Here is a 3,620-nt window from a genome sequence, read left to right on the forward strand (position 1 = left end):
GGCGGCCGGGCGGGAAGAAGACCCCGCCCGGCTCCGGTCGGCACCGGGAAGCCCACCGACCACTTACGCCGGGCGGGGCCGGCCACGGAGATCCGTGGCGCGGCCGGCGGTCCATCCGGCCTGCCGGTCAGGAGCCGGTGCCGTCCTCCTCACCGGCCGGTGGCGGCGGGGGCTCGGCGACCGGCCGGCCCGTCTCGTCCACCAGTCCCGGCGCCATGCTGCCGCCGTGCGCCTCCTCCGCCTCGCGGACCCGGCGGGCCTCGGCGTCGTCCGGTACGGCCCTCATTCGGTCCGGAGCGCCGGCTGTCGGCGCGGTGGCCGAATTATGGCCGTCGCCCGGCTGTTGTTCCTGCGTCATCGCGGCACCTTTCTGTCGTTGCCGGCGCGGTACCCGTGCCCCGGGACGACAAACCGCCTCACACCCCGGCGCGCTCCGGCGCGGGGGTCACGCCGAGCAGCTCGGCCAGCCGGCCGGCGTCGCGCTGGGCCTGCCCCTCGCAGCAGTTGTTGAACAGCACGTGCAGCTCGCCGGCGCTCTCCGCCAGGTCGGTCAGCAGCTCCGCCCAACGGCGCAGCTCCCCGTCGGAGTAGGCGTACCGGAACCGGTCCTCCTTGCTGCCGTCCTCCCAGTGGGCGCTGTGCCCGTGGAACCGGACCACCGCCGGCTCGGCCGTGGCGACCATGATCGGCGGCACCGAGGACGGGTGGCCCTGGGGCATGTCCACGCAGACCATGCTGAGGTCGTTGTCGCGCAGGAAGGCCACCGTCTCGGCGGCGGCCGTGTCCTCGAACCAGGAGGCGTGCCGCAGCTCCACCGCCACCGGCCAGGGCCGGCAGCGCCCCGCCAGCTCCACGATCCGTCGCCGGGCGCCTCGCTCCGGGTCAGCCACGGCGGGAACTGCAACAGCACCGCGCCGAGCCGGTCGTCCGCCGCGAGCGGCTCCAGCGCCGCCCGGAACCGACGCCACAGTTCCTCGTACGCCCGCTCGGGCAGCTCACGCCGGCGGATCCGGGCCGGGCCACCGGCCGGCCGCAGGTCCTTCGGCAGCATCGACACCGGTGTCGGGTGGCCGGTGAAGAGGCTGAACGCCTTGACGTCGAAGGTGAACCCGGGCGGGGTGGCCTCGACCCAGCCGGCGGCGGTCTCCGGTGCCGGGACGGCGTAGTACGAGGTGTCCACCTCGACCAGTCCGAAGTGGCGGGCGTAGAAGCCGAGCCGGTCGGCGGGGGTCTTCGCCGATCGCGGGTACCAGCCGGACCGCAGCAGGGTCTGGTCCGCCCAGGAGGACGTGCCGACCAAAATGTCACCCATGTAGTTCAGTGGACCGCCGGAGCGCCGGATCGGCAACCGCTGGCGTCGCGTGGCGGGCGCGGAACTGTCGGTGCACCGGCCTAGCCTGAGCCTCGACGACATCGACGGAAGGTGCAGCGATGACCACTTCGGAGCGGGTTCTCACCGGCGAGCGGGCCGACCTGACCCAGACCCTCGGCCGGCACCGGGGTTTCCTGCGACAGACGGTGCGCGGGCTGACCGACGAGCAGGCCGCGGCGCGCACCACGGTCAGTGAGCTCTGCCTCGGCGGGCTGATCAAGCACGTGGCGGTCACCGAGGATCGCTGGATGCGGTTCGCGGTCGGCGGCGCGGAGGCGATGCAGAGCGAGCCGCTGGACTGGGCGAACGGGTTCCGGATGGTCGAGGGCGAGACGCTCGCCGGGCTGCTCGATCACTACGCGCAGGTCGCCGCCCGCACCGACGATCTGATCGCCACCCTCGACCTGGACGCCGCGCAGGCGCTGCCGGTGGCGCCCTGGTTCGAGCCGGGTGCGAGCTGGTCGGTGCGCCGGGTCCTGCTGCACCTCATCGCGGAGACCTCGCAGCACGCCGGGCACGCCGACATCCTCCGCGAGGCGATCGACGGCGCCAAGACGATGGGCTGACCCGTCCCGGGTCAGCGGGGTCGTAGACGTCGTCCCGGATCCCGCCGATCCCGATGGCCCGCCCAGCCAGCGCATCCGGCAGCCCAACGCCCTCATTGTCACGCACCGTAGAGGCGCTGACACTTCGCGGTTGACCTGTCGGGTGTCGCCGCGTGATCAGCGCCACCCTCAGGGCGGAGATGTGACGTCGGGGGGGTGCCCGGCGCTGAGGGACACGAGATGAACGCACATCGGATGGACCAGGAAACCGTCGAGCGGCTGCTCGTCGGCCCGGTCGTCGACCCGCACGACGGCCCGGAGCCGCTCGTCCGGCTGCTGACGGCGGTGCGTGCCGCGCCGTACCCCGGCGAGCTGCGCGGGGAGACCGCCGCGATGCACGCGTTCCGCAGCGCCCGCGCCGGGGTTCCGCTGCCGGCTCCGTCGCCCGCCCGCTCGTTCTCCCTGGCCCGACTGGCCGGGCTGAAGGTCGCGCTCGCCGGCCTCGCCGTGGCCGCCACCGGGGGCGTCGCCCTGGCCGCCGCCACCGGCACGTTGCCAGGACCGCTGCACCGCGACGCGCCGGTCACCCCGCCGTCCGCCGGGTCGCAATCCACCCCGCCCACCACCGCCGGGCCGCGGTCCGCCGCTCCGTCCAGCGGGCAGCCGGAACCGAGCAGGCCGACCCCGGCCGCGTCGATCCTCGGGCTGTGCCGCTCCTACCGCGCCGCGGCCGGCGACAACCCCGGCCGGGCCCTGGACAACCCGGCCTTCGCCGACCTCGTCACCCCGGGCCGGTGGCCGGGACGAGGTGGCCGGCTACTGCGAGCGCGTGGTCCGCGACACCGGGACCCCCGGCACCCCCCTCCGCACCCCCCCTCGGCCGACCACCCGACGCCCACCGAACGGTCGACCAGCCGGCCCTCGCACGCACCTCCACCGCGGACGGCAAGCCGGACGCCCCCGCCCGGACCGTCCCGTCCCGCCCGACCGGCTGACCATCGCCGGCCAGCCGGCTCCGCCGGCCGGTGAGCGGCGGGGCTGATAGCTTGCGCCGATGAGTCTGCGGCGTCGACGCGTGGCGGTGGCCTTCCGCCTGACGATCGTCATCAGCGTGCTGGCCGGGATCGTGCTCACCGCGCTCGGTCCGGCCACGGTCACCGGCCTGCTGCCGTACTTCACCATCCAGAGCAACGTCGCGGTCGGGCTCTTCGCCGGCCACGCGGGTTGGCGGGCCTGGCGGGCACGGCCCGAGCCGCCGTCGGCGCTCAAGGGCGCGGTCACCCTCTACATCACCATCACCGGGGTGGTCTACCACCTGGTCCTGGCCAACCCGGCCAGCCCCTTCGCGATGCCCCAGCCGGACCGCGCGCTCGGCGAGGCGCTGGGCAACCAGTTCCTGCACACCGTCGTGCCGCTGCTCGCGATCGCCGACTGGGCGCTGTTCGACCAGCGCGGGCGGCTACGGCTGCGCTACGCCGCCTGGTGGCTGGCCTTCCCGGTGGCGTACCTGGGCTTCGCGCTGGTGCGCGGACTCGTCGTGCACCGGTACCCGTACCCGTTCATCGACGCCGGGCAGCTCGGCTACGCCGGGGTGTCGGTCAGCGCGGTCTTCTTCGCCTTCGCCTTCTGGCTGCTCGGCCTGCTCTTCGTCGCGTCGACCGCGGGCTGTCCCGGTCGGTCGCCGCCCGCCCGGCCGACGCCCC

4 protein-coding genes and 1 pseudogene are annotated in these 3,620 nt (G+C 74.8%); 3 read left to right on the forward strand and 2 right to left on the reverse strand.

Annotated features, from left to right (window positions below; genetic code table 11):
* Window positions 1-127: 127 nt before the first annotated feature.
* The gene (locus JNW89_RS30995; protein WP_238451774.1) at window positions 128-358 is read right to left on the reverse strand and encodes a GTPase activator; all 231 of its coding nucleotides are present in this window, start codon (window positions 356-358) and stop codon (window positions 128-130) included.
* Between the two features lie 58 nt (window positions 359-416).
* Window positions 417-1,312 (reverse strand): annotated as a pseudogene (locus tag JNW89_RS31000) (DUF72 domain-containing protein).
* A gap of 119 nt (window positions 1,313-1,431) precedes the next feature.
* On the opposite strand from JNW89_RS31000, the gene JNW89_RS31005 reads away from it, so the two are divergent.
* The 3 genes from JNW89_RS31005 to JNW89_RS31015 form a co-directional block, all read left to right on the forward strand.
* Window positions 1,432-1,938 (forward strand): DinB family protein, encoded by a 507-nt coding sequence (locus JNW89_RS31005; protein ID WP_238451775.1) that lies wholly within the window; start codon window positions 1,432-1,434, stop codon window positions 1,936-1,938.
* A 219-nt stretch (window positions 1,939-2,157) separates the two neighbouring features.
* A complete protein-coding gene (locus tag JNW89_RS31010; RefSeq protein WP_238451776.1) occupies window positions 2,158-2,946 on the forward strand; it encodes a hypothetical protein in 789 nt (262 codons plus the stop codon).
* Between the two features lie 25 nt (window positions 2,947-2,971).
* A partial coding sequence (locus JNW89_RS31015) for a Pr6Pr family membrane protein (RefSeq protein WP_238451777.1) occupies window positions 2,972-3,620 on the forward strand: 649 nt, incomplete at its 3' end.

The sequence above is a fragment of the Micromonospora sp. 4G55 genome, from assembly GCF_016803375.1.

What these genes read in the sequence shown, in the direction of transcription:
- JNW89_RS30995 (WP_238451774.1), bottom strand. Translation starts at nt 358, where the DNA reads ATGACGCAGGAACAACAGCCGGGCGACGGCCATAATTCGGCCACCGCG.
- JNW89_RS31005 (WP_238451775.1), top strand. Translation starts at nt 1,432, where the DNA reads ATGACCACTTCGGAGCGGGTTCTCACCGGCGAGCGGGCCGACCTGACC.
- JNW89_RS31010 (WP_238451776.1), top strand. Translation starts at nt 2,158, where the DNA reads ATGAACGCACATCGGATGGACCAGGAAACCGTCGAGCGGCTGCTCGTC.